This window comes from Arthrobacter sp. 1088, from assembly GCF_031455315.1.
Lineage (GTDB): Bacteria > Actinomycetota > Actinomycetes > Actinomycetales > Micrococcaceae > Arthrobacter.
In genome coordinates this window covers 89,414-108,949 of the sequence record NZ_JAVDSM010000014.1, presented here as the reverse complement: position 1 = coordinate 108,949, position 19,536 = coordinate 89,414, and the positions used below count along the sequence as shown (strand labels likewise).

The window sequence follows — 19,536 nt, the reverse complement described above, 5'->3', positions numbered from 1 at the left end:
AACACGGCTGCACAAAATTCGAAACCAGCTGAAAACCAAACCACCACACACGGGGGTGCGCAGCAGCCTGGCCATAATTTCAACCAATCAAAAAACAATCGGCATCAACAAACTTGGCACACTATTGAGTTCTCAAACAACAGGTCACTATTCCAAAGCAGAACCACCAGCCTTCGCTGGATCGCTCCGGAGCAACTTTTCAAACTTACCGGCTGGACCTCTCGGAGTCAAATCGGCAAGCATGACTTGATTTTTCCTTGCGGTATCTTGTCTGCTTGGCGATCTCCACTCGGGGACCAGCGCGGGTACTAACTATACCCCTACTCCAGCGAGATGGCAAAGCCCGCTGGCAGAGGTCTCCCTCGTCACCTCTGAAACCCCTGAAACACAGGGAAGGAGGGCCCGGAGCGGCAAGCTCCAGACCCTCCCTGTTCCACGGAACTAGTCAGCCAACGCGAACCACGAGGCTCCCAGTGGTGGAAGAGTCACGGTCAATGCTGCCGGCTGGCCGTCAGTCCCCGGTGACGCAGCCTTCAATGTTCCGGCATTGATGACACCCGAACCACCGTAGGTCCCGGAGTCCGTATTCAGGACTTCAACCCACTCCCCTGCTTCTGGCACTCCCAGGATGTAGTCGTTGTGCGGGCCCCCCGAGAAATTGACTGCGCACACCAAAGGCTTGCCGTCGTGGTCCCAGCGAATGAAAGTCAGCACGTTGTGGTCGGCGTCTCCACCGTTGATCCACTGGAAGCCACCGGGTTCGTTATCGCGTACATGCAGTGCAGGCGTTGACTTGTATAGGCCGTTGAGGTCGCGGACCAGAAGTTGGAGCCCACGATGCGCCGGGATGTCAGCCAGGAACCAGTCAAGTCCGTACTGCTCCGACCACTCGGCTTCCTGGCCGAATTCGGTGCCCATGAAAATGAGCTGCTTACCGGGGTGTGCCCACTGGTAGGCGAAGAAGGCCCGAAGGTTTGCAAGTTGCTGCCAACGGTCACCCGGCATCTTCCGAAGCATTGATCCCTTGCCGTGGACTACTTCGTCATGGCTGATGGGCAGGAGGAAGTTCTCCGAGAAGGCGTAGACCATGGAGAACGTGATGGTGCCGTGGTGCCACCTGCGGTTGATGGGGTCTTCGGAGATGTACTTCAGGGAGTCGTGCATCCAGCCCATGTTCCATTTGAGGCCAAAGCCGAGCCCGCCATGATTGGTGGGTGCCGTTACACCTGGGAATGCAGTGGATTCCTCTGCGATGGTGACGGCTCCGGGGTGCGTCTTGTAGACGGTCGCGTTGACCTCCTGCATGAAGGAAATTGCTTCGAGGTTCTCGCGGCCGCCGAACTTGTTGGGTTGCCACTGTCCTTCCTCGCGCGAGTAGTCCAGGTAGATCATGGAGGCCACGGCGTCAACGCGGAGTCCGTCAATGTGGAATTCTTCGAGCCAGTACAGTGCGTTGGCAACCAGGAAGTTGCGTACCTCGGTGCGTCCGAAGTCGAATATGAGGGTGCCCCAGTCCGGGTGTTCGCCCAGGTTGGGATCCGAGTGCTCGTACAAAGCCTCGCCGTCAAAACGGGCCAGCGCCCAGGAATCCTTGGGGAAGTGCGCAGGGACCCAGTCCAGCAGGACACCGATGCCTGCCTGGTGCAGGGAGTCCACGAGGAAACGGAACTCGTCCGGGTGCCCGAACCTGGACGTGGGCGCAAAGTAGGACGTGACCTGGTAGCCCCACGAGCCACCGAACGGGTGTTCTGCTACGGGCATGAATTCCACGTGGGTGAAACCAAGCCACTTCACGTAGTCAACCAGTTCCTTGGCCAGCTCCTTGTAGCCCAGGCCAAGGCGCCAGGATCCCAAGTGGACTTCGTAGACGCTCATGGGCGAGTTGTGCGGGTCCTTTTCGGCGCGCGCAGTCATCCACTCCGCGTCCTTGAATCGGTAGCTGGAGTCCACCACGCGGGATGCCGTCAGCGGTGGAACCTCCGTGCCGAAGGCCAAGGGGTCCGCCTTCTCAACCCAGTGGCCGCCGCGGGTCAGGATCTCGTATTTGTAGCACGCCCCTGCTACAACCCCGGGAATGAAGATTTCCCAGACACCGGACGAGCCGAGGGAACGCATCGCGTGGCTACGGCCATCCCAGCCGTTGAAATCACCCTTGACCCGAACCGCTTGGGCGTTCGGTGCCCAGACAGCAAAGGAAACACCGTCTACTTCACTCAGCGAAGAGCGGTAATGCTGGACGTGGGCGCCAAGGACGTCCCAGAGACGCTCGTGCCGGCCTTCGCCGATCAGGTGCAGGTCCACCTCACCCACGGTAGGCAGGTAGTGGTACGGGTCATCAATGGTGACGGGTTCGGCGTCGTAGACCACTTCCAGCCGGTAGTCCGGCACATGGCCGTGTTGCAGCGGATCCAGGACAGCGGCCCAAATGCCGTTGGCCTCGTGCTCCATGGCAGTGCGTCCGGCCTCCGTCACCACCGTTACCGACGTGGCGAGGTGCTTCACGGTCCGGATGGTGACGTGGCCGTGATCGTCCAGGTGGGCACCGAGCACGGAGTGTGGTGCGTGGTGGGCTCCAGCTGCCACGCGGGCCAAGGTCTCGGAGTCCACATGCAGGGGAACTCGGGGCCGTTCGGTGCGTGCAGAGCCTGTCATTTCATTACCTTCCGCTGTAGCCGCGGCGTGCTTGCCGCGGCTCGTGTTGTCGAGGATTTGCCGTGATGCGTTGACCGGAATGGACAGCCAGTCCGGCCGGTTCCGCAACTCATAGACCACCTCATATAAGGCCTTGTCCAGCCACAATGCCACAAAGAGCGGCGAGCGGCGGTCAATGGTTCCCGGCATGACTTCGCTGTAGCCGGCCAGGAACGCGGTGGAGCAGTCATCCGCCCATGTTGCGGGCACCTTGGCTTCGGCGTTCTCGCGGACAGCGGCTCCTGCCGCGTAGTCGAAGGAACGGAGCATTCCCACGACGTCCCGCAAGGGGAGATCGGGAGTGTTGCGCTCGTTAATGGTCCGAAGGGGCTCGCCTTCGAAGTCCAGGATGGCCCACCTGCCCGGCGCCCCCGCCTTTCCGGGAACCTTAAGGATCTGGCCAAGGTGGAGATCGCCGTGGACGCGTTGCAGCTGGCCCACATCGCTGGGATGAAGCGTGTCCAGCAGCTCTTCGAGGTTGCCCTCATAAGGCCCGACGGCGGAAGCCGCTTCTGCCCATGACTGGCGGACACGCCGGGCCAGGGTCGCAATGATGCCGGCGCCCTGCGTTTGGCCATCCAGTGTGCCGAAAGTTTCCGCGAGCCTGGCGTGGACCGTTGCTGTTGCAGCACCGAGTTCGTGGGCCTCTTTGGTGAAATCAGCGCCGGCTGCAGCGGCCTCGACTGCCAGCCTCCACGCGTCCAGTCCCCCCAGCAGGAATTCATGGGCCACCGTGAGCTCGCCGGTCGCCGAACCGCCTGGGTCCTGGCCATCCCAGGAACCTGTGATCCAACCCAACGTTGCGGGCACCTCGGTTGTCCCTGCTGCCGTCAGCGCAGCGCCCAACTCCACCTCGGGATTCCTGCCGGCTGCCAACACACGGAAGATCTTCACGATCGCCGTCGAACCGCCGTCGTCAATGATGACGGACGTGTTGGACTGCTCCCCGGACAGCACGCGGACCGAGGTAGGTCCTTCCGGAAGGGCCACACGGCCCCGGGTGAGATGGCCCGCGGCGAGGCCGTCACCTACTGTGTCCTCCCGGCGCATGAGGTCCAGCCACGCCGTGATGAACTCGGTGTCGTACACGGCGTCGTAGACGAGCCGGAGCCCCAGTTCGGGATCCGTGATCTCCCCGAGCAGGGCAGTGGGAGCATCCGGCAACGGCTGGCTCCTGAAGCTCAACGGCACCTGGACGACGTCGGTCCGGGGACCGCCGTCGGCTGTCCGATACGTTACGGCGAGCAGTTCAACCTGCAAACCGGCGCTACCTTCGGGGTATGGGAGGGTGAAGCCGCCCACACGCTCCAGCGCAAAGTCGGGGCTCTTCACCGGGAACCAGCGTTTAGTGGGAAGCCAGCTCCGGAGAAGACTCTCGATCGAGGGGTTAAGTGTTCCCTTTTTCATCTCATCCTTTGGTAGACACCACGGGAATCGCCTGGGTAAATGGCGATGACGGGTTGGAAAACGCAGAGCGCAGCCGCAACCAATAGAAGTTGTGGCTACCCAGCATGACTGTTAGTTGGCCGTTGTCCCCAACGGCCGGGAATGGTTGGCCACCGAAAATGTCGCGGAAGCCCCTGCCGGCATATTCCGGCAGATCAAGGGTCGCGGCCACCGGATGCTGCGAAAGGTTGAAGACGCACAGGATAGTCTCCGCGTCCTCGCCTTCAGGATTGCCGGCGGGCAGTTCCCGGACATAGGCCAGGACGGCCTCGTGGTCCGCTTCGATGTGGCGGAAACTTCCCAGGCCGAACACGGGGTGGTTCCTGCGCACGCTAAGGATCTGCCGGGTCCATCGCAGCAGGGAGCCTGAGTGCGCGGCCTCTGCTTCAACGTTGGCCATGCTGTAGTTGTAGACGAGGGACTGGATCACCGGCAGGTACAGCTTGCCCGGGTCCGCGCCCGAGAAACCCGCGTTCCTGTCCGGGTTCCATTGCATGGGTGTGCGGACGGCATCGCGGTCATCGAGCCAAATGTTGTCCCCCATGCCGATTTCGTCCCCGTAATAGAGGAAAGGGCTGCCTGGCAGGGAGAGCAACAGTGCATTGATGAGCTCAATCTCAGCCCTGGAATTGTCCAGCAGCGGAGCCAGCCTCCGCCGGATACCAATGTTGGCGCGCATCCTGGGGTCCGGTGCGTACCAGCCAAGCATGGCAGCGCGGTCGTCCGCGCTGACCATCTCCAAGGTGAGTTCATCGTGGTTTCGCAGGAAGGTCCCCCACTGGGCACCCTTGGGAATCTCCGGGGTCTCCCGAAGGGTCTGGATGATCGGAGCCGCCTTCTGGTCCCGGAGGGCATAGTAGAGCCGGGGCATGATCGGGAAGTGGAAGGCCATGTGGCATTCGGGGGCTTCCTCGGTGCCGAAGTACTCCACCACCTCATGGGGCGGCTGGTTGGCCTCGGCGATGATCACGCGTCCGGGGTAGTTGGCATCCACCATCCTGCGCAGGTCCTGGAGGAAGGCATGGGTGGCTGGAAGGTTCTCGCAGTTGGTGCCTTCCTCCTCAAAGAGGTAAGGAACGGCGTCGGCGCGGAAACCGTCGATTCCCTGGTCGAGCCAGAACCGGATGACGTCATAGAGTGCCTCGACGACTTTGGGGTTCTCGAAGTTCAGGTCCGGCTGGTGGCTGAAGAAGCGGTGCCAGAAAAACTGGCGCCGGATGGGATCGAACGTCCAGTTGGATTCCTCCGTGTCCACGAAGATGATGCGCGCGTCCTGGTACTTCTCATCCGTATCGCTCCACACGTAGAAATCGCCGTAGGGACCCGTGGGGTCCTTCCGGGATTCCTGGAACCACGGGTGCTGGTCCGAGGTGTGGTTCAGGGGGAGGTCGATGATCACCCTGACGCCGCGGGCGTGCGCCTCCGCCACGAGGCGCTTAAAGTCGCTGATCGTGCCAAACTCGTCCAGCACCGAGGTGTAGTCGGCGATGTCATAGCCGCCATCACGCAACGGGGAATGGAAGAACGGCGGCAACCAGAGGCAGTCAACGCCCAGCCATTGAAGGTAGTCCAGTTTTTCGATCAAGCCGTGGAAGTCACCGGAGCCATCCCCGTTGGCATCCGCAAAGGCCCGCACCAGTACTTCGTAGAAGACTGCCTTGCGGTACCAGTGCGGATCATGCTGGAGACCGGGGGCATTCAGCTCGAAGGTGTTCTTCGGAGTGAAGTACTGGCTCGGGTTTTGCGGAGAAAAACTCACTAAGGCTGCCTCCGGATGCTCAGGATGTGTGCGGGCTCCACGTGTGCGTCGAGCCTGACGTAGTTGTGTTCACCCCACCACCAGCTTTGCCCGCTGATCAGGTCATCCACCAGGAACCGGCCGTCCTCGTTGAAGTCCGCGGGATCCAGCTGCAGGGCAGCCAGGTCCAGGGAAACCGTGCTTTCGCGGGCGCTGTGCGGATCCACGTTAACAACGATGATCAACGTGTCCTTGGTGCCGTCCGGCAAGGTCTTGTGCTTGGAGTAGACGATGGTTGCGTCATCGGTGCTGCTGTGCAAAGTCAGGTTCTGCAGGTCGCCCAGGGCAAGGTGGTCCTTGCGGATGGTGTTCAACCTGGTGATGTACGGAGCCAACGTGCGGCCGGACGCGGCAGCGCCTTCCCAGTCCCTGGCCTTGTACTCGTACTTTTCGTTGTCGATGTACTCTTCTGCCCCGGGCCGGGCCACGTGTTCGTACAGCTCGTAACCGGCGTACACGCCCCAGAGCGGGCTTGCCGTCGCGGCAAGGACAGCGCGGATGCGGAAGGCCGCGGGACCACCGTACTGGAGGTACTCCGTGAGGATGTCAGGCGTGTTCACGAAGAAGTTGGGCCGGAAGAAAGCCGCGCTCTCGTGGCTGACCTCATGGAAATACTGCTCCAGCTCGGTCTTGGTATTCCGCCACGTGAAGTAGGTGTACGACTGCTGGAACCCTGCTCTGCCCAATGCATGCATCATGGGTGGACGCGTGAAAGCCTCGGCCAGGAAAACTACCTCGGGATTCTTTTTGTTGATCTTTCCAATCAACCATTCCCAGAACCAGACAGGCTTTGTGTGCGGATTGTCCACGCGGAAAATCTTCACGCCATGGCTGATCCACAACTGCACGATCCTCAGGATTTCCTTGGAAAGGCCCTCCGGATCGTTATCGAAGTTCAGGGGGTAAATATCCTGGTATTTCTTCGGCGGGTTTTCGGCATAGGCAATGGACCCATCCACACGCGTCGTGAACCATTCCGGGTGGGACGTTACCCAAGGGTGGTCAGGGGCCGCCTGCAACGCCAGGTCCAGTGCAACTTCGAGTCCGAGCTCGCGGGCATGGGCAACAAAAGCGTCAAAATCTTCAAAAGTGCCCAAATCCGGGTGGATGGCGTCATGGCCACCGTCTTTGGAACCAATGGCCCACGGCGAGCCCGGATCCTGCGGGCCCGGCGTCAGCGTGTTGTTGCGTCCCTTGCGGTGCTGGAAACCGATCGGGTGGATCGGCGGCAGGTAGATAACGTCAAAGCCCATCTCCGCAACCGCCTCCAGGCGCTTGGCCGCGGTGCGGAAGTTGCCCGACGTCCAGATACCTGTGGCGTGATCCAAAACCGCGCCCTCGGAGCGGGGGAAGAACTCGTACCAGGAACCACGACCCGCGAGGTCACGTTCCACCTGCAGCGGGAACGGCTCCGAAACCGTCACCAGCTCGCGGATCGGAACGCGTCCGACGGCGGCCAGCACCTCGGGGCTGAAACCGGCACCAAGGCGTTCCTCGGCAGATTTGGTGGTGTCGGCAAGGACGACTGAAGCGGCACGCAGGGTGCGCTTCTCCGCAGCGGTGCGACCGGCGTCGTCCTCTGCTGCCTCCGAAAGAAGGGCTGCACCCTCGGCGAGCATCAACTCGACGTCAATGCCGGCGCCCACTTTCACTTCAGCGTTGTGGTGCCACGTTCCATAGCGGTCATGCCAGGCCTCAATGACGAAAGACCACGCACCCGTGCCGGACGGCGAGAGCGAACCCTCCCAGCGGTCCAGGCCTTTCCAGCGCTCATCCTTGGCCGGCGCCATGCGGACCCGCTGGCGCTCCTTGCCCTTGGGATCAAGCAGGACGGCGGAGACACCGAGTTGATCATGTCCTTCACGAAAGACGGTCGCACCGATGGCGAGATCCTCACCCGGAAGGGCCTTCGCGGGGAACCGGCCACCCTCAACCACCGGCTGGACAGCCGTGATGGGGAACCGGCCGAAGCGAAGTCCGGCGGTGATGTCCGTTTTCGTCTTGGATTTCAAAGCGGTCATGGTTCGCGAGGTATTCGTCACAACCACGACGTTAGCGACAAAAATCCAAGAATGCTAAGCACACGAGCCATCTTCGCGACGCAAGATGACTTTTACCTAAAAGAAACCCAAACCAGTTCCGACTGCCATGTGAGTCCGTTAGTGTGGCGCTCGTGAAGGCAATTCGAAGATTTACAGTCCGTACCGTCCTCCCTGAGCCCATCCGGCCGTTGGCCCGCTTGGCGACTAACTTGCGCTGGTCCTGGCACCGGCCCACCAGGGAACTTTTTGCGAGCCTTAACCCGGCTCTCTGGGAGGCCGCGCAGCATGACCCCATCGCCCTCCTGGGGTCCATCAGCAGGGAGCAGCTGCAGGACCTCGCCAGCAACGGCGAAGTCGTTAACCGGGTACAGGAAGCTGCGGCCGATCTGGACCGCTACCTCAGCGAGCCCCGCTGGTACCAGGGGCTTGGTGAAGAAGCTCCGGCCTGCATCGCCTACTTCTCGCCGGAATTCGGCATCACCGAGGTTCTGCCCCAGTACTCCGGTGGCCTGGGCATCCTTGCTGGTGACCACCTCAAAGCCGCCTCGGACCTCGGTGTCCCGTTGATCGGCGTCGGGCTGCTTTACCAGGCCGGCTACTTCAAGCAGTCGCTGTCCCGTGACGCCTGGCAGCAGGAGACGTATCCGGTACTGGACCCGGACGGCCTGCCGCTGACTCTTCTGCGCCAGCCCTCCAAGGACGGCGTCCCCGGCAAGCCGGTGCACATTTCGCTTCCGCTTCCCAATGGCCGCGAGCTTCACGCGCATGTCTGGCGTGCCGACGTCGGACGCGTTCCGCTGCTGCTGCTCGACTCAAACGTCCCCTCCAACGACGAAGCCGCGCGCGGCATCACCGACCGCCTGTACGGCGGTGGCGGCGATCACCGGCTCCAGCAGGAACTGCTGCTGGGCATGGGCGGCGTCAAAGCCCTGCGCGTCTACCAGGAACTGACAGGTACGCCCGCACCGGAGGTCTTCCACACGAACGAAGGCCATGCAGGATTCCTGGGAATCGAACGCATCCAGGAAGCGATGTCGGACGCCAACGATCCCCTCACCTGGGACGAAGCCCTCGCAGCCGGGCGTGCATCCACCGTCTTCACCACGCACACTCCCGTCCCGGCAGGAATCGACCGTTTCGAGACCCTCCAGATCAAGCACTTCTTCGAAGCCGGGCTCGCCCCTGCAGTGCCCGTGGACCGGATCCTGGAACTCGGCCGGGAAAACTACGACGGCGGCAACCCCTCCGTCTTCAACATGGCAGTCATGGGCCTGCGCCTCGCGCAGCGTGCCAACGGCGTAGCCAAGCTGCACGGCGTGGTTTCGCGGGAAATGTTCTCCGGTCTCTGGCCCGGATTCGACCACTCCGAAATCCCCATAACCTCCGTGACCAACGGCGTCCACGTTCCCACCTGGGTGGACCCAAAGATATCCTCCCTGGCACGGCAGCAGTTCGGCGCAGAAGCCGAAGCCCTGGGCCGTTGGGACCTCGCCTACAACGTCAGCGACGAAGACGTCTGGGGGCTCCGCAAGGAACTGCGCACCCAACTCGTCGAAGACGTCCGGCGCAGGCTGCGCGCCTCATGGAAGACACGCGGTGCTGCCGACGCCGAGCTTGGCTGGACGGACAGCGTGCTGGATCCGGACGTTCTGACCATCGGCTTCGCCCGAAGGGTGCCCACATACAAGCGACTCACGCTGATGCTGCGCGACCCCGCGCGCCTGAAAGCCCTCCTGCTGGACCCCAAGCACCCCATCCAGCTGGTCATCGCAGGTAAATCGCACCCCGCTGACGACGCCGGCAAGAAAATGATCCAGGACCTTGTCCGGTTCACCGACGACCCCGAGGTTCGCCACCGGATCGTGTTCCTCCCGAACTACGACATCGCCATGGCCCGCACCCTCTTCCCCGGCTGCGACGTCTGGCTCAACAACCCGCTTCGGCCGCTTGAAGCCTGCGGCACATCCGGGATGAAGGCAGCCATCAACGGCTCGCTCAACCTCTCCGTCCTGGACGGCTGGTGGGACGAAATGTACGACGGCGAAAACGGGTGGGCGATCCCCACGGCCAACAACGGCGCATCCGCAGATGAGCGCGACGACATTGAAGCTTCCGCACTCTATGAGCTGCTGGAAACCCAAGTGGCACCGCGCTTCTACGGGACCACCGTGGCCCAAGGCGCCGGCGCAGCAGGACCCTCCGAATCCAGCCGCGAGACCGTGCCCACCCACTGGGTGTCCATGATCAAGCACACCCTGGCGAACCTGGGCCCGGCAGTCTCAGCCGAACGCATGCTGCACGACTACGTCAACAACCTGTACTGCCCCGCGGCAGTAGCCGGGCGTCGGGCCACCGCTGAATCGTTCAAGGAAGCCAAGGAGCTCGCGGCCTGGACCTCCAAGGTCCGCAGCGCCTGGCCTGAGGTCGTAGTGGAACACGTCGACTCGGTGGGAGTGTCCGAAGAACCCCAGGTCGGCGACACCCTGCAGGTCAACGCATACGTGGCGCTCCACGACCTGACCCCCGACGACGTCTCCGTGGAGGTGGCGTTTGGCCGTGCCGAGGAATCCGATGAGCTTGAGGACATCGTCGTAGCGGAACTGGACTCCCTGGAGAACCTCGGAGGTGGACGCCACCTCTTCCACGGCGACCTGGTCATCAACCGTTCAGGGTCCTTCGGCTACACCGTCCGGGTGTTCCCGAAGCACTCCGCGCTGGCTTCCAAAGCTGAACTGGGGTTGATCGCGAACGCCTAGTCCGTAACCAGACGACATCCGCCGGATGTCAGTCATCCTCCGCGTGCTGCTCCTTCGTCGCTTTGACGCACGCTTCCGGATAACTGGCATCCGGCTTTGTTGTTTGCTTCGGCGAGGCGTTGCGACTTATGAAATTTAGTTTTCGAAGACCGCAATCACCGCAAGGTCACGGCCTGCGTAGCGCTCCGCGTCTTGGAGGATCTCGCAGACCACGCCGAAGGAACGGTCCGTTCGGTAGGCCGCCGGGACTTGCCAGATCATCGTGACGGGAGTGCCGTCGTCGTCGGACAAGGCGTCGGCAAAGTCATGCAGGGAGTCGTTGAGCGCGTCCAGGTTCACGCCGTAGTACTCCGGGAAGTCCAGGACCTGGCCAAAGACCTCCAGGACGCCCGATTTTGTTGTCGCCGGCGGGACGAGGATGGTCCTGCGCCCGGCGTCTGCCACCTGCTCCTGAAGTTCTTCGATGGTCCAGGTGTCTGCGGAATAGATCTTCATGGGCTCCTACTTGCCTTCGACGATGAACTTGAACGAATCGTAATGGTCAGCGGTGTAGTACTTGGCCGTGTCCTTGCCAACAATGATTCGGCGAGCGCCGCGATCTGGCTCACCGGGTGTTGGAACCGTGTACTCCTTATAGAATCCGCTGGACTTCTTGGGCAGGAGTCCCTCGAAGTTACCGAAATTCACGCCATCCCTGTCATAGGGATAGGGCCCGCCTTTCGCAATCAGGGCAAGCGTCTGTTGCGCTTCCCTGGGAAGCTGCGAGGCGTTGATGCTGGGCAGCGCAGAGGGGTTTGCCATCGACGACGGCGCTGACGCCGAGCCAGGCTCCGCCGTCGTGGTCTGCGTGCTTGACGTTTCCTGCGGGGCGGTCAACGGGCCGCCGCCCACCATTGCGACCACAAGCGCGACGACGGCAATCACCAGAGCCCCGAAGGCCAGCAGTTTGCTGCTGATCCGTTTCATGCGGGGGGCTCCTACGTGCGATAAACGTTGATGGTGTTGGCCTGCAGGATATCCCGCTCGCCCGACGCCACCAGCGCACCCTTCCGGCGTTCATGCAGCACCGACGTTGTGAACCGGAGTTCGAACATACGCTTGCCGATGCCGGTTTCGCTCAGGATCTCGGGAAGCACCATCTTTACGTCCTGGTTGCTGCCGTTCACCACGATCAGGCCCCGGATTTCGCTGTCCTCATGACCCATCAGGAGCTGAATGGAGCGCGCGTTGGGATCATTCCAACGCGCGGGCGTCATGCGCTTTCCCTTGTCGTCGAACCATTGCAGGCTGGAATCATTCGCGTGGGCGGGGAAGCTCTCAGGCTGGTGGCGCAGGAACCACCGGCGAAGCCTGACAAGCTCCCTGGTGGTCTGGAACATGGCGTTGGCTTCCTGGGTCCGGCTCCAGTCCAGCCATGCCGTGGGATTGTCCTGGCAGTACGCATTGTTGTTCCCGTGCTGCGTTCGCCCGATCTCATCACCAGCGGTGATCATGGGGACGCCGATGGACAACAACAAGGTGGCCATCAGGTTCCGGACGGAGAGCGCCCGGGCGGCCACGATTTCTTCGTCCTCGCTACGGCCTTCGAAGCCATGGTTGTAGCTGCGGTTGTCTCCGTGGCCGTCGCGGTTCTGCTCACCGTTGGCCTCGTTGTGCTTTCGGTCGTAGCTCACCAAGTCCTTGAGCGTGAAGCCGTCGTGTGCCGTGATGAAATTGACCGAGGCCAGGCGCGTTCGGCCGGACGGCGCGAACAGGCTCGCCGAACCCGCCATCAGCTCAGCCAGCGACGCGACTGAGCCGCCTTGGCCGCCGGCCTCAATCGCGGCACGGTCCGACAGCCAGAAGCGCCGGACGCCGTCGCGGAAATGATCGTTCCAATCTGACCACCCCGGCGGGAACCGCCCTGTCTGCCAGCCGCCGTAACCTACGTCCCAAGGCTCGGCGATGAGCTTGACCTCTGACAGGACGGGATCCTCGGCAATGGCCTGCAGGAAGGGGTGGTTGGGGTCGAATTGGTTGCCCGCGTCCCGGCACAGGGTCACGGCGAGGTCGAAGCGGAAGCCGTCCACGTGGAAGTCATTCACCCAGTACCTCAGGGAATCCAAGGCAAGGTCCACCACCACGGGATCACTGAAGTCCAGGGTGTTGCCGCAACCGGTGGTATCCAGATACCGTCCATGCGCATCGTGCCGGTAGTAGCGCTTCTCCGCGAGGCCGCGGAAGCTCAGCGCAGGCCCGTCCGGTCCGGCTTCCGCGGTGTGGTTGTAGACCACGTCCAGGATGACCTCGATGCCGGCGGCATGGAGCAACTTGATCATGCCCTTCAGCTCGTCCTGCACAGCGTGGGGACCCGCGTTCCGCGCAGCCTCTGTGGCGTAGTCGGAGTGAGGGGCAAAGTAGGCCGCGGTGTTGTATCCCCAATAGTTCGTCATGCCCAGGTCCTGGAGGTGTGACTCGTCCAGATGGAAGTGGATGGGCAGGAGTTCCACCGCAGTGATTCCAAGCTCAGTCAGGTGCTGGATCATCACTGGGTGTGCCATTCCGGCATAGGTGCCGCGGAGGTGTTCCGGGATGTCCGGGTGAAGCATCGTCTGGCCACGAACGTGGGCTTCGTAGATTACGGACGTACGCATCGGCGTCCGCGGCGGCGCGTCATCGCCCCAGTCGAAATCCGTTGCCATGTGGACGCTCGTGAGGAATTCGCCCCGCTGATCCACGGCGCGACCATAGGGATCCAGCAACAAGGACTGTTCGTCGTCGTCGTCAACATCCAGTGCCGGTACCGACATCGGCAGCCCGCCCTCGGGTGGAGCAGCGCGGAATCCGTACCGCGTGCCCGGCGGCATGCCGCTGACGATGCCAAAGTGCACACCGTCCTCCAGATTGGGAAGGGTGTGAACCCGCCAACCATCACCGGGCGCTTGGTATGCGACCTCAACGCGTTCCAGGTCCGGAGCAAACACTGCGACGTTGACGTTGTCTGTCTGCTGCGTGACGGCATCAAAGAAATCGGGCTGGGGCTCGCTCAGTCCGAGGGGCCTGGGGCGCGATGCATCCAGGGCGGCTGCTGGGTCCAAAATAGGCATAACCATTGCTTGCAAGTTTAGTTCCATACAGGATGAGTGCTGAGTTGGCCGCCCGTGTGACGGCGCCCACCACGTCAAATTTCCGGCAGGTACCGGCCGCGGGGATCGTTCCGGGCCGCTCACGTGCTGGAACGCTCTGGACCGGGCAACAGCACACCCGTATCCCCTCCCCCGAATGTGTCGCCGCGGCTGTGTGTTGGCGGCAGCCTTGCCATACTGGGACTGGACAGAACTGGAGGTTCAATCGTGCGCGTTGCACTCGCTCAAGTCATCACCGGCCGGGACCTGGCTGACAATCTGCGGCTTTTGGAGGAGTACGCCCGCCGTGCCAAGGACGGCGGCGCTGAGCTTGTCGTTTTTCCCGAGGCAATGATGCGCGCGTTCGGCAACTCCCTGCTGGACATCGCCGAACCTCTCGACGGCCCCTGGGCGGGCCGGGTGCGCGAGCTGGCTGACGAACTTCAGCTGGTGATCGTGGCTGGCATGTTTACGCCTGGCTCAGCTTCGGATTCCGGCGCGCGCCGCGTGCGGAACACTCTCCTGGTCACAGGCCCCGGCGTAGAGACCAGCTACGACAAGATCCACCTCTTCGACGCGTTCGGCTTCGCTGAGTCGGACACGGTTGAGGCGGGAACAGACCCAGTGACGTTCGACGTCGGCGGCGTCACCTTTGGTTTGGCCACCTGCTACGACATCCGTTTCCCCGCACTGTTCACTGCCAACGCGTTGCGCGGAGCCGTTGTAAACATCGTGGCGGCATCGTGGGGAGCCGGACCGGGAAAGGCCGATCAATGGCAGCTCTTGTCCCGCGCCCGGGCGGTCGACACCACGACGTTCGTGCTTGCCTGCGGCCAAGGAGATCCTGCTACGCAAGGTGTTGAGGTCAAGGGTGCCGCGCCCACGGGCGTCGGGTACTCCGCCGTCGTGTCCCCCTTTGGGCAGGTCGTGGAAGCGCTCGACGGCGAACCCGGCCTCCTCTTCGCCGACCTCGACCCCGCAGTGGTGGAAGAAGCCCGCCAAAAGCTCCCGGTCCTGGCAAACCGCCGCGAATTCTGATCTTCTCTCACATCCAGCGGGTTTTTGGCCGATCTTCTCTCACATCCAGCGGGCTTCTGGCCGATCTTCTCTCACATCCAACGGGCTTCTGGCCGATCTTCTCTCACATCCCCTTTTCAAAGGGGACCGGACCGCCCGGGCCGGATGCCGCCGTCGTCGTCATTCCAGAAGGCAGCAAACGCTCCCCCACCAGCATGAAGTGAGAGAGCGTTGGCCGAAAATGGGCAGGAAGTGAGAGAAGATCCTTCAAAAACCCGCGGGAAGTGAGAGAGCATCCAAGGGCGCCGCTGGGGCCATCCGGAAGCGTGCGTCAAAACGACGGAGGAGCAGCCCGCGGAGGATGGCGCTTGCGGCGCCTTGGGGGATTAGCTTGCGCGCTGCCTCGAGACTTCGTACAGCGAGATGCCCACGGCCATGGACGCGTTGAGCGATTCCATGGCGGAGTCGATCGGAATCGAGACGATCTGGTCGCAGTTTTCGCGCACGAGGCGGCTGAGGCCCTTGCCTTCGGACCCGACTACGATACAGACGGGCTCGGTTGCTACGGTGAGGTCGGGCAGCGAGACGTCGCCGTCGCCGTCCAGGCCGAGCACGTAGATGCCCATGTTCTTGAACTGCTTGAGGGCGTTGTTTAGGTTCGACGCGCGGGCCACGGGTACGCGGACTGCGGCACCGGCGCTGGTCTTCCAAGCGGAAGCCGTGACGCCGACGGACCGGCGCTCGGGAACGATGACACCGTGGCCGCTGAACGCGGAGACGGAACGGATGATCGCACCGAGGTTGCGGGGATCGGTGATGCCGTCGAGTGCAACGAAGATCGGGGCGTTGGAGATGTGCCCCTTCTTCCACTTGGCGATGGTGGTCTCTGCGAGGTCGTAGGCGTCCTCGTACTCGTACGGCGGGATCTGCAGGACGAGACCTTGGTGGACTGCGTCCTCGGTCATGCGGTCCAGTTCGGGCTTGCCGGTTTCCAGAAGCGGGATGCCGCGCTCTGCCGCAAGCTTGAGGGACTCTTTGACGCGGTCATCCATTTCGATGCGGATGGCAACATGCAGGGCCTTTGCAGGGATGCCGGCGCGCAGCGCTTCCACAACCGAGTTGCGGCCGGTGACCAGCTCTTCAGTTGCGCGGCCCTTGGGGCCGGAGCGGGCGCCGCTTCCCGGGCGCGCAGGACCGCGCTTGGCGGCTGAACGCTCGGAAAGCTGCTTGTTCTTGTACGCCTTGTGGTAGGTCCGGTCCTCGGCCTTGGGGGTGGGCCCCTTGCCTTCGAGGGCCTTGCGACCGTGGCCTCCGGTACCCGTGGAGGGGCCCTTCTTGCTCTTGCGGATTGCACCCGGGCGACCGTGGTTGGCCATTCTGTCCACCTTGCTTGAAATTAATGAGTCTGCATTCCAGTCTACTGACCCAATGCAATTCGGCGGTGGCGGCGGTTTGTCAGTCGCGTTTCAGGCTCCAGGTAGCGCCTTCCGCACCATCTTCGACGACGACTCCGGCGGCCGCGAGGGTGTCGCGGATGGCGTCGGACGCGGCCCAGTCCTTGTTGGCCCTGGCTGCGGCGCGGGCCTCAAGCTGCGCTTCCACCAAAATTTCCAGTGCCGCGTGTTCGCGGCTCTGCACGGCCTCCGGCCGTTTCACGGCGTCCAGGCCAAGGACATTTGTCATGGCGTGGACGCTGGAGAGAGCGTCTTTTACGGCGCCCAGGTCCCCGGCAGCCAGGGCTGTGTTGCCGGCCCGAACGGTCTCGTGCAGGACGCCGAGCGCCTGCGGGACGTTGAGGTCATCATCCATGGCCGCGATGAAGGCGGCCGGCATCGCGGCCTGCGCATCCTCGGCGTAGCTCTTCGGCTCACTGAGTTGCTGCCCCACCTTCGCGGCGGCTTTGGCGATAAAGCCATCAATGCGTTCGACGGCGGCCGCTGCTTCCTGCAGCGATGTGGGTCGATAGTCCAGTACGGATCGGTAGTGGGCCTGGCCAAGGTAGTACCGGACCACGCGGGGCGAGGCCAGGTCAAGCATCTCGGCAGGACTCACCGTATTGCCGATGGACTTGGACATCTTTTCGCCCTCGTAGGTGACCATGCCGTTGTGCATCCAGAAATTGGCGAATTCATCGCCTGCGGCCTGGGACTGGGCCATCTCGTTTTCGTGGTGCGGGAATCGGAGGTCCAATCCCCCACCATGGATGTCGAAGCGCGTGCCCAGGTATTTGGTGACCATGGCGGAGCATTCGAGGTGCCACCCTGGGCGTCCGGCTCCCCAGGGGGACTCCCATTTGGCAGTGACGGGTTCGCCGTCTTTGTAACCCTTCCACAGCGCGAAGTCGCGCGGATCCCTCTTGCCGCGAGGGTCGGCGTCGGGGGCGCCTTGCATGTCATCAATGTTCTGCCGCGTCAGCGATCCGTATTTGCTCCAGGAGCGCACGTCGAAGTACACGTCTCCGGAGTCGTCCAGGGCGGGGTAGGCATGGCCGCGGTCGATCAGCCGCTGGATCAGCGCATGCATTTCCGGGATGTGCCCGGTGGCTCGTGGCTCGTACGTCGGGCGCTGGACGCCGAGGGATTCGTAGGCGTTCTCGAATTCCTGCTCGTAGCGGTAAGCCAGAGCCCACCACTCCTCGTCCTTCCGCGCTGTCGGCTCGGCGGCCCAGTCGGGACCGAAGGATTGCTCGGACTTGGCCAGGATTTTGTCGTCGATGTCCGTGACGTTGCGCACTACCGTGACGCGGTGCCCACGGAATTCAAGCCAGCGCGTCAGTTGGTCAAACGCGATTGCGGACCTGACGTGCCCTACGTGGGGCATCCCCTGAACGGTAGCCCCGCAGTAGTACACGCTGGCCTTGCCATCTTCGAGGGGAACGAAGTCGCGGACTTCGGCGGAGGCGGTGTCATAGAAGCGCAGGGTCACCGCTCCAGATTAGCCGATGACGCGCCATGACTTGCCTACTTGCAGTACTCGCCGATTTTGTTGAAGTGCACGGTCAGCTGCTGTTGCTGTTCCTGCGTTGCCGCCCCGAGCGACGACGCCGCGGCTTTGTCCATGATGGCGGCCATCTCCTTGATGGGATCGCCAATTTCCGGAGCCAGCTTGTCTGCGATCTCGTGATAGTGGGCAGCGATCTGCTTGGACTGCTGCTGTTGGTTGCCATCGGGCTTGAAGGTGTCGTTGTTGAGGAACTCGCAACTGGCCTTCACATCCATCTTCGGTGTCCCTGCACAGCCCCCGAGCAGGAGCGCAGAAGTCACGGCCGCGGACAACAGCGCGGCGTAACGCACGACGCCGGAACGCACCTTAAGCATTCAGCCCACCTTCAGTGGAACCCGGCTGGATTGCTCCGTTGACGGGGTAAACGAGGGCGGTGGCAACCGCAGAAATTCCCTCGCCGCGGCCAGTAAATCCCAAGCCATCGCTGGTGGTGGCTGTGACGCTGACGGGCGCGTTTGCAGCTTCGCTCAGGACCTTTTGGGATTCTTCCCGGCGGGGGCCGAACTTGGGGCGGTTGGCTACGAACTGCACGGCGACATTGCCGATCTCGAACCCTGCGGCCCTGACTATCCGTGCAGCCTCATCGAGCAGCTTGACCCCGGAGGCGCCGGCGAACTCGGGCCGGTCCGTTCCGAAGTGGGTGCCGAGGTCACCTATTCCACAGGCGGAAAACAGGGCGTCGGCAGCCGCGTGGGCGACGCAATCGCCGTCGGAATGTCCGGAGAGCCCCTGCTCACCTTCCCAAAAGAGGCCACCCAACCAGAGCGGCTGGGGATCGTCCTCCGGCGCGAATGCGTGCACGTCGACGCCGATTCCGGTTCGGGGAAGTATCACGTTGCCGGCAAGGCCCGCAGCTTGCTGGGCGGCCATCAGCCTTCCACCCAGCGCATTCCAAGGGGGCCCTCGAGGAGGCCCTCGGCAATGATGAGATCCAGGGGCGTGGTGATCTTCAGCGACTGGCTGGCCCCGCGGACGGCGTGGACCGGAACGCCCAGAAGCTCAACAAGCATGGCGTCATCGGTGACTGCGGCGGCCTGTTTGTCATCGAAGAGCCCGGCGGCGTCGTGCGCGCGGCGCAACGTAGCGAGGTCGAAACCTTGGGGCGTCTGGACTGCCCTGAGCTGTTCACGGGGCGCTGTTCCAGTGACAACTTCCGGAGCGATGGAGGAGTCCGGGCCGTTGGTCTCAGCGACGGTCTTGATGGTGTCCACCACAGGCATGGCTGGAATGACGGCCTTGGCGCCGGAGGCCAAAGCATCGGCCACGCGCTGGAATACGCGCTCGGGGGTCAATGCGCGGGCTGCGTCATGGACCAGGACGGCTTCTGTCCCCTCTTCCAAAGCAGCCAAAGCGGCGCGGACGGAATCGGCACGGGTGGAGCCGCCGTCGACAACTGTCACCTCAGGGCCACCGTCTACCAGTTCAACCGTGAACGCGGCGATCAGTTGGCGGAGTTCCGCATCCCCCTTGGGCACGGCGACGCAGATCTGGCGTGCGACGTCGGCAGCGACTACGCCACGGAGGGCGTGCATCAGGATGGTTTCGCCACCCAGCGGAACTTTGGCTTTGGGCATGCCATAGCCGAGGCGCTCGCCCGAGCCGGCAGCCACCACGATTACCGCCGTAACAGCGCGCTTGGAAGGAATACTCATGGTGACAAGAGTACTTTGTGGCAAAAA

14 protein-coding genes are annotated in these 19,536 nt (G+C 62.8%); 3 read left to right on the top strand and 11 right to left on the bottom strand.

What is annotated here, in order from left to right:
* The coding region (locus J2Y41_RS19815) for a hypothetical protein (protein ID WP_309931060.1) at positions 1 to 250 on the top strand (250 nt) is incomplete at its 5' end.
* Positions 251 to 441: 191 nt separating this feature from the next.
* Here the strand turns inward: J2Y41_RS19815 and J2Y41_RS19810 are convergent.
* The 3 genes from J2Y41_RS19810 to J2Y41_RS19800 are packed head-to-tail and all read right to left on the bottom strand — an operon-like array spanning position 442 to position 7,956.
* The gene (locus tag J2Y41_RS19810; protein ID WP_309931058.1) at positions 442 to 4,098 is read right to left on the bottom strand and encodes a 1,4-alpha-glucan branching enzyme; all 3,657 of its coding nucleotides are present in this window, start codon (positions 4,096 to 4,098) and stop codon (positions 442 to 444) included.
* Position 4,099: 1 nt separating this feature from the next.
* Positions 4,100 to 5,896: a maltose alpha-D-glucosyltransferase gene (treS, locus tag J2Y41_RS19805; RefSeq protein WP_224166502.1), complete on the bottom strand. Its 1,797-nt coding sequence runs from the start codon at positions 5,894 to 5,896 to the stop codon at positions 4,100 to 4,102.
* Positions 5,896 to 7,956, bottom strand: coding sequence for an alpha-1,4-glucan--maltose-1-phosphate maltosyltransferase (locus J2Y41_RS19800; protein WP_224166501.1), 2,061 nt, complete (start codon positions 7,954 to 7,956; stop codon positions 5,896 to 5,898). The genes treS and J2Y41_RS19800 overlap by 1 nt, the downstream gene beginning before the upstream one ends.
* A 152-nt stretch (positions 7,957 to 8,108) precedes the next feature.
* Between J2Y41_RS19800 and glgP the strand changes: the two genes are divergently transcribed.
* On the top strand, positions 8,109 to 10,733 hold the full coding sequence (gene glgP / locus J2Y41_RS19795; protein WP_309931055.1) for an alpha-glucan family phosphorylase: 2,625 nt from the start codon (positions 8,109 to 8,111) through the stop codon (positions 10,731 to 10,733).
* 135 nt (positions 10,734 to 10,868) lie between these two features.
* On the opposite strand, the gene J2Y41_RS19790 is transcribed toward glgP, so the two are convergent.
* From J2Y41_RS19790 to glgX, 3 genes are read right to left on the bottom strand one after another with little or no spacing between them, the layout of a single operon-like run.
* Entirely contained in the window at positions 10,869 to 11,228 is a 360-nt protein-coding gene (locus tag J2Y41_RS19790) for a barstar family protein (protein WP_224166499.1), read from the bottom strand.
* 6 nt (positions 11,229 to 11,234) lie between these two features.
* Complete coding sequence (locus J2Y41_RS19785) at positions 11,235 to 11,699, bottom strand: ribonuclease domain-containing protein (protein WP_309931052.1); 465 nt, start codon at positions 11,697 to 11,699, stop codon at positions 11,235 to 11,237.
* Positions 11,700 to 11,710: 11 nt separating this feature from the next.
* Positions 11,711 to 13,825 carry a glycogen debranching protein GlgX gene (gene glgX, locus J2Y41_RS19780; RefSeq protein WP_224167459.1) on the bottom strand — a complete coding sequence of 705 codons (2,115 nt, stop codon included), beginning with the start codon at positions 13,823 to 13,825 and terminating at the stop codon, positions 11,711 to 11,713.
* 240 nt (positions 13,826 to 14,065) lie between these two features.
* Here glgX and J2Y41_RS19775 point away from each other — a divergent pair, with 240 nt between their 5' ends.
* The gene (locus tag J2Y41_RS19775) at positions 14,066 to 14,875 is read left to right on the top strand and encodes a carbon-nitrogen hydrolase family protein (RefSeq protein WP_309931050.1); all 810 of its coding nucleotides are present in this window, start codon (positions 14,066 to 14,068) and stop codon (positions 14,873 to 14,875) included.
* A 365-nt stretch (positions 14,876 to 15,240) separates the two neighbouring features.
* Here the strand turns inward: J2Y41_RS19775 and rlmB are convergent, their stop codons facing one another.
* From rlmB to ispD, 5 genes are all read right to left on the bottom strand, one after another.
* Positions 15,241 to 16,230: a 23S rRNA (guanosine(2251)-2'-O)-methyltransferase RlmB gene (gene rlmB / locus J2Y41_RS19770; protein ID WP_224166496.1), complete on the bottom strand. Its 990-nt coding sequence runs from the start codon at positions 16,228 to 16,230 to the stop codon at positions 15,241 to 15,243.
* Between the two features lie 79 nt (positions 16,231 to 16,309).
* Positions 16,310 to 17,779 (bottom strand): cysteine--tRNA ligase, encoded by a 1,470-nt coding sequence (gene cysS / locus J2Y41_RS19765; protein WP_224166495.1) that lies wholly within the window; start codon positions 17,777 to 17,779, stop codon positions 16,310 to 16,312.
* Positions 17,780 to 17,814: 35 nt separating this feature from the next.
* Positions 17,815 to 18,171: a hypothetical protein gene (locus J2Y41_RS19760; protein WP_224094477.1), complete on the bottom strand. Its 357-nt coding sequence runs from the start codon at positions 18,169 to 18,171 to the stop codon at positions 17,815 to 17,817.
* Complete coding sequence (gene ispF / locus J2Y41_RS19755) at positions 18,164 to 18,727, bottom strand: 2-C-methyl-D-erythritol 2,4-cyclodiphosphate synthase (protein WP_224166494.1); 564 nt, start codon at positions 18,725 to 18,727, stop codon at positions 18,164 to 18,166. The genes J2Y41_RS19760 and ispF overlap by 8 nt, the downstream gene beginning before the upstream one ends.
* A complete protein-coding gene (ispD, locus tag J2Y41_RS19750; protein WP_224094475.1) occupies positions 18,727 to 19,509 on the bottom strand; it encodes a 2-C-methyl-D-erythritol 4-phosphate cytidylyltransferase in 783 nt (260 codons plus the stop codon). Before ispD ends, ispF begins: the two co-directional genes overlap by 1 nt.
* Between the last annotated feature and the right edge of the window lie 27 nt (positions 19,510 to 19,536).

Bases quoted from the DNA above. Each gene is read 5' to 3' on its own strand.
- rlmB (WP_224166496.1), bottom strand. From the start codon at position 16,230: ATGGCCAACCACGGTCGCCCGGGTGCAATCCGCAAGAGCAAGAAGGGC.
- J2Y41_RS19810 (WP_309931058.1), bottom strand. From the start codon at position 4,098: ATGAAAAAGGGAACACTTAACCCCTCGATCGAGAGTCTTCTCCGGAGC.
- J2Y41_RS19800 (WP_224166501.1), bottom strand. From the start codon at position 7,956: ATGACCGCTTTGAAATCCAAGACGAAAACGGACATCACCGCCGGACTT.
- J2Y41_RS19760 (WP_224094477.1), bottom strand. From the start codon at position 18,171: ATGCTTAAGGTGCGTTCCGGCGTCGTGCGTTACGCCGCGCTGTTGTCC.
- J2Y41_RS19790 (WP_224166499.1), bottom strand. From the start codon at position 11,228: ATGAAGATCTATTCCGCAGACACCTGGACCATCGAAGAACTTCAGGAG.
- J2Y41_RS19785 (WP_309931052.1), bottom strand. From the start codon at position 11,699: ATGAAACGGATCAGCAGCAAACTGCTGGCCTTCGGGGCTCTGGTGATT.
- glgX (WP_224167459.1), bottom strand. From the start codon at position 13,825: ATGGTTATGCCTATTTTGGACCCAGCAGCCGCCCTGGATGCATCGCGC.
- ispD (WP_224094475.1), bottom strand. From the start codon at position 19,509: ATGAGTATTCCTTCCAAGCGCGCTGTTACGGCGGTAATCGTGGTGGCT.
- ispF (WP_224166494.1), bottom strand. From the start codon at position 18,727: ATGGCCGCCCAGCAAGCTGCGGGCCTTGCCGGCAACGTGATACTTCCC.